1 protein-coding gene and 1 pseudogene are annotated in these 6,974 nt (G+C 70.5%); both read left to right on the top strand.

Annotated features, from left to right (window positions below; translation table 11 throughout):
- A partial coding sequence (locus DSP71_RS02725) for an FtsX-like permease family protein (protein ID WP_181800644.1) occupies positions 1-1,744 on the top strand: 1,744 nt, incomplete at its 5' end.
- A gap of 268 nt (positions 1,745-2,012) precedes the next feature.
- Positions 2,013-6,974, top strand: a pseudogene (locus DSP71_RS02720) (isopeptide-forming domain-containing fimbrial protein); the annotation flags it as partial.

Raw genomic sequence — 6,974 nt, 5'->3', positions numbered from 1 at the left:
CGTGGCCATCGGCAGCGCGTTCGTCGGCACCTGCATCCTCGTGGCGATGTTCATCGTGGCAGGCACGCTGTCGCTGTCGGTGCAGTCGCGCCGTCGTGACTATGCCCTGCTGCGCGCGGTCGGTGCGAGCCCTTCCCAGGTGCACGCGCTCGTCGCCCGTGAGGTGCTGTGGGTGTCGGCGGTCGCCGTTCTGCTCGGCATCGTGCCGGGATACCTGCTGTCGACCGTGCTGCAGTCGGCCTTCGTCGCCGGGGGTGTGATCCCGGGCGACTTCGCCCTGGCATTCAGTCCGCTTCCCGCGGTCGGAGCGGTGCTGCTCGTGCTCGCCTCCGCCTGGGGTGCCGCGCGTATCGCGGCGGCTCGGGTCGCGAAACTCGATCCGGTGGAGGCTCTGCGCGAGTCGGCGACGGGTGCCCCCGTCATCGGACTGCCTCGCATCATCACGGGCATCGTGCTCGCCGCTGCGGGCATCTCGGTCTCGACCGTGCCGCTGGTGGTGCGCGGGCAGATCGCGGCCGGTGCGGCGGCCGGCGCAGCCATGCTGCTGATCATCGCATTGGCGGTGCTCGGCCCGTGGCTGGTGTCGCTGAGCGTCCGCCTGATCGGAGCGGTGCTGCATCGGCTCTCATCCGCAGGCTTCCTCGCTTCGGCGAACGCCGCGGCCAACAGCAGGCGCCTCGCCTCCGCGATCCTGCCGATCGCCCTCGGCATCGGTCTGGGACTCGTGCAGATCGGGGCGCCGTCGATCATCGCGGCCGAGGCGGCGACGCAGGCCAGTGCCGGCGTCATCGCCGACCTGCGCGTGACGGCCCCGGCGGGTCTCTCGCCCGACATGATCGACACCATCCGTGAGACACCAGGGGTGGCCGAGGTCTCGGGGGTCGCCCTCAGCGCGGCGGTGGTGGACTCCTTCGATTTCGAAGGCAAGCTCCAACGAGACGAGCACGTGCTGCAGGGCATCGATCCGACGAACATCGCGAACAGCCTCGATCTGCGGGTGCGGGAGGGGGCGCTCGCGCAGCTCGACGGCACCACCACGGTCGCGGTGAGCACGGACGCCGCGCAGGCGCTGGGGCTGAACATCGGCGGAACGGTCGTCGGGTACCTGGGCGACGGCTCGCCCTTCGAGGCCGCGGTCGTCGCGGTGTACGAGCGGGGTCTCGGCTTCGGCGACCTCACCATGGCCGCCGATGCGGTCAGTGCCCACACCACGGCAGGTCTCGATGCCTTCGCGCTCGTGGCGGTCGACGCGGGCGCAACGGATGAGGTCCGTGCAGCGTTGGGCGCGAGCGGTCTGCTCGTGAGCGAAGGCTCGGGGCAGGAGGCTGCGGGAGCGGGAGCGCAATCCCAGCAGGGGTGGGTCAACCTCATCGCCCTGCTGGTGATCCTCGGCTACATCGCGATCGCGGTGGTGAACACGCTCGTGATGGCGACGGGGGAGCGTTCGCGCGAACTGGCTCTGCTGCAGCTGATCGGCGCGTCCCGCAGGCAGGTGCGCGCCATGATGCGCGTCGAGGCGATGCTGGTGGCGGTGATCGCGATGGTGTTCGGTGTCGTGGTCGCGATCCCTCCGCTCATCGGGGTGAGCATGGGGATCTCGGGCCAGCCGGTACCCGCCCTCCCGGTGCTCGGTTCGCTGGCGATCGTCGGTGTCATGGGCGCGCTGGCGCTCGTGGCGATGTGGATCGGCACCGTCTCGTCGATGCGCACGCGTCCGATCGACGAGATCGGGTCGCGACAGTAGCGCCCCGCACCCGAGCAGGCGCACCGGTCTCCACGGTGCGCCTGCTCGGCGTCTCCCCCGCGCGCGGCGGTCCCCCTCGCGCGTGGGGGAGGTGGCACGGGAGGGAGGGGTGAAAAGGCGGGGTGAAAAACCTGCGCCCGCCCGGAACGGACCTCGCGCCCACGCCAGGCTGGCGGTGGCCCGGACCGAGTCCACCATGCCCGAATGGTGCTCGGCGGTCGCCTGAGGGGGCGGGGGCTTCCGTGCGCGAACGCGCAGCGGCGAAGCGATGAATGGGGAGACAGTCATGGGATTCCGTGTTGCCCGCAAGGACCACACATCCGATGGCCTTCCGTCCGAGCGGTTCAGCCGCTGGCGGGGCCGCGCGAAGAAGCTGATCGGGGGCGCCGTCAGCACGGCGCTCGTCGCCTCGTCGATGGTCTTCATCGGTGGAACGCTGACCGCCGCTCCCGCGGCCGCGGCCGACCCGTTCCTCTGCACGCCGGGAGCGGTGTACGTGCAGAGCGCCACCGAGGTGCGCGAGTTCGTCGTGAACGAGCAGGGCACGCCCGGCAACGGTGGAACGCTCGGTGCCAGCACGCTCGGCGTCGACCACTCCAACAACGCCCTCGGCATCTCCTCGAACGGCCGCTACGCGTACACCGTCACCAACGCCGCCGGCACCAAGACCCTCGCCAAGCACGATCGCGTGACCGACACCACGACCCGCACCACGTTCTCGCTGAACTCGTCCGTGCTCCGCGGCGCCGTCCACCCGGTCACGGGTGTCTACTACTTCGCCAGCGGCACGGTGAACGGCGCCATCAACCTCTACGCGTGGGAAGAGAACGTCACCCCGCAGACCTTCGTCCAGGTCGGAACGCTCCGCCCGACCGCGGGCAGCAGTGCCTTCGGTGCGAACGGGGACATGGCGTTCAGCGCCTCGGGTCAGCTCGTGCTCGTGGCGGACAACTTCATCTACTCCTCCGACCTGCCCACCTCGCTCACCCCGAGCACCGCCACGATCGACGCCAAGCAGGTGCACGACATGGGCGCCGGCGTCCAGGGCAACGGCATCGCGTTCGGAAACCTCGGCCACATCTTCGTCTCGGTCTCGGGCGGCGGAAACCGCATCATCGAGGTCGACCTGCCCCGTGGCGAGACGGTCAACACGACGTCGCTCGGAACGTTCCAGCCCACCGACATGGCGAGCTGCACGTTCCCGAACACGCTCACGCTGAAGAAGGATCTCCCGGAGGGGCGTCACCTCGCCACGGATCAGTTCGCCCTGCGCGTGCAGTCGCCCGCCGGGTACCAGGTCCCCCAGACCGACGCCGTCACGCGCGGTGAGCGCACCGGACTGCAGCCCGACTACGCGGGCCCCGTGTTCACCAACCAGGGCGACGTGTTCCGACTGAGCGAGGCGGCATCCGGCACGACGGATCGCACGAGATACGCCGAATCCCTCGACTGCGTGCAGGTCAATCCCGACGGTTCGACGGTGCCGGTCGCCGTGACGGCCGACGGTCAGGTGACTCAGCCCGCCGGATCGCTCGGCACCGACGTCACGTGCACGTTCACCAACGTGCGCCTCGCTCCGGATCTGGCACTGCGCAAGACCTCCGACCCCGCCCCGGGGGCGGCCGTGCACGCCGGCCAGCGCATCACCTACACGGTCGAGGCGGAGAACACCGGCAACACGCGTCTCGACCCCGTGCAGGTGGCCGACGACCTCTCCGGTGTGTTCACGTCTGCGACCTACCAGGGCGACATCGCCACGAAGATCGACGGAACGACCGTCACCTCCGGCGCCGCGACCGTCACCGGCGACGACCTCGCCTGGACCGGCGTGCTCGAGCCCGGCCAAGTGGTCACCATCACCTATTCGGTGATCGTCGACGAGGGCGCAGAGGGAGAGCGGATCGCCAACAGCGTCACCGCCTCCGGCACCCCGCCGGGCACCCTTCCCCCGCCCACTCCGCCGACCGTCACGACCGAGCACCCCGTGGCGGGGTACACGGTGGTCAAGACGGCCGACCCGGCATCGGGCACCGTCGTGGAGCCCGGTCAGGTCATCACCTACACGGTCACCGGAACCAACACCGGCGCCACCGTCCTGAACCCGGCATCGATCGCCGACGACCTGTCGGGTGTGCTGGCTCACGCCGCCTACAACTCCGACATCGCGACCACCGTCGGCGGTGCCCCCGTGACCTCTGGGGCGGCGACGATCAACGGGAACGCCCTCTCCTGGACCGGCGCGCTGCAGCCGGGACAGGCCGTGACCATCACGTACTCCGTGACCGTCGGACCGGAGACCTCCGGCAAGATCCTGAAGAACACCGTCAGCGGCACGGCGACGCCGACCACCCCGAAGCCCGGTGACCCCGAGGGCCCGCAGGTGCCGGGAGAGCCGATCGTCCCGCCGACGACGACCACCGAGCACCCGGTCGTCGGCTCCGGCTTCACGATCAGCAAGTCCGCCGACCCCGCGTCGGGCACGGCCGTGTCCGCGGGCGACACCATCACGTACACCATCACCGGTACCAACACGGGTGACACCGACCTCGACCCGGCGAAGATCGTCGACGACCTGTCCGGTGTGCTCGACAGCGCCGCCTACAACGACGACGTCACCGCCGACCGCGGCTCCGTCGCCGTGTCCGGCACCACGCTCACCTGGACCGGCGCCGTTCCGCGCGGCGAGTCCGTCGTCATCCGCTACACCGTCACGGTCGACGCCGATGTCCAGAAGGCGCTGCTTCACAACACCGCCACCGGCACGGCCACGCCGCGCATCCCGGTCGACCCGAGCGACCCCGACAGTCCCACGACTCCTGGCACGCCGATCGTCCCTCCCGCCGTGGAGACGAACCACCCGGTGGTGGACACCGGCTTCGAGGTGACGAAGTCCGCCGATCCCGCCTCCGGCACCGCCGTGCGCGCGGGTGACACCATCACCTACACGATCTCCGGCGTCAACACGGGCAACACCGCACTCGACCCCGCGACGATCGTCGACGACCTGTCCGCCGTCCTGGCACACGCACAGTACAACGGCGATGTGACGGCCTCCACCGGCGCGGTCGCCGTCGTCGGCACGACGCTCACCTGGAACGGAGCGCTCGCACCCGGCACTCGCGTCGACATCACCTACACGGTGACGGTCGATGCCGATGCGACCGGCGTGCTGCTGCGCAACACCGTCACGGGTGAGGGCACCCCTCTCATCCCGACCGACCCGACCGACCCCGAGAGCCCGACCACGCCGGGCACCCCGGTGACGCCCCCGCCCTCCACCACGGAGCACCCGGTCGCCACCTCCGGTTTCACGGTGTCGAAGTCGGCCGACCCGGCGACGGGCACGCGTGTCGACCCTGGCAGCGTGATCACCTACACCGTCACGGGCACGAACACGGGCGACACCGTGCTCGATCCCGTCTCGATCGCCGATGACCTGCGCCCCGCGCTGGCTCACGCGGCCTACAACGACGACGTCTCGGCCAGCCGTGGCGACGCCCGCGTGGCCGACGGGGCGCTGTCCTGGAGCGGCACGCTGCGCCCCGGACAGAACGTGGTCATCACCTACTCGGTGACTGTCGACGCGAATGCGGGTGGCGAGACGATCGCCAACACCGTGACCGGCACGGCGACACCGCTGATCCCCACGGATCCGAGCGACCCGGAGAGCCCGACCACCCCTGGCACGCCGATCACGCCCCCGCCGGCGACCACCGAGCACCCGGTCAACCAGCCCGGATTCACGTTCGCCAAGACGGCCGACCCCGTCGCGGGAACGGCAGTGGACCCCGGCGACGTGATCACCTACACGCTGACCGGCGTGAACACCGGTCAGACGGTGCTCGACCCGGTCGCGATCGCGGACGACCTGTCCAAGGTGCTGCCCTACGCGTCCTACAACGAGGATGCCGCCGCGGTCGTCGCCGGAGCACCGGCAGGAGCAGTGGCGTTCGACGCCGCGAAGCTCAGCTGGTCGGGCGCCCTCGCGGTCGGTCAGACCGTCACCGTCACCTATTCCGTGACAGTGAAGGCCGAAGGCGTCGGCTCCGTGATCGAGAACAGTGCGACGGCGACGGCGACCCCGCCGGGAGGCGAGGAGATCACCCCGCCGCCCGGCACCACGACGAACGCCGTGAACGTGCCCGGATTCTCGGTGTCGAAGAGCGCCGACCCGGCAGCGGGCACGGCGGTCGACCCCGGCAGCGTCATCACGTACACCGTGACGGGCGTGAACACCGGCGAGACCGTGCTCGACCCCGTCGCCATCACGGACGACCTCTCCGGTGTGCTCGCGCACGCCGACTACAACGGCGATGCGACGGCCAAGATCGGGAACACGGAGGCGACGGCACCCGCCGTCACCGGTGAGCGTCTGTCCTGGACGGGCGCGCTCCAGATCGGCGAGACCGTCACGCTCACCTACACGGTGACCGTGAAGGCGGACGCCGGCGGCACCATCATCGAGAACTCGGCATCAGGCTCGGCGACCCCGCCGGGCGGCGTGCCGCCGATCGAGACGCCCCCGGCGACGACGGAGCACCCGGTCAACGAGCCCGGCTTCGAGCTGCGCAAGTCGGCCGATCCCGCCTCGGGCACCAGGGTCGACCCCGGCAGCGTCATCACCTACACGGTGACCGGCGTGAACACCGGTGAGACGGCGCTGGATCCCGTGCGCATCAGCGACGACCTGTCCGGCGTGCTCGACCACGCCGCCTACAACGGCGACGCGACGGCGACCGTGGTCGACGGATCCGCACCCGCTCCTGTCGTGAACGGCGACGAGCTCACCTGGACGGGTGCCCTCGCCATCGGGCAGCGCGTCACGATCACCTACTCGGTGACCGTGAACGGCGACGCGGGCGGTGCGACGATCGCGAACAAGGTCGCAGGTACCGCCACACCGCCTGGCGGCGGCGAGCTCACGCCTCCGCCCGTGACGACCGAGAACCCTGTCGGCACCCCCGGCTTCGCGTTCCTCAAGACCGCGAACCCGGGATCGGGCACGGCGGTCGCCACGGGAAGCACCGTCACGTACACGCTCGTCGGCACCAACACGGGCGAGACGGGGCTGGACGCCGTCGTCATCACAGACGACCTCTCCGGAGTGCTGTCGCACGCCGATCTGAAGCCCGGTGCGACCGCGGTCGTCGGCGAGCGGACGGTGGCAGCACCCGTGGTCGACGGTACGCAGCTGCGCTGGACGGGCAGCCTCGCCGAGGGTGAGAGCGTG

Origin of the sequence: Microbacterium sp. H6 (genome assembly GCF_003314775.1) — a bacterium.
Classification (GTDB): Bacteria; Actinomycetota; Actinomycetes; order Actinomycetales; family Microbacteriaceae; genus Microbacterium; species Microbacterium oxydans.
Note: the sequence above shows the minus strand (reverse complement) of the source record. Positions and strands in the feature narration are given on the sequence as shown.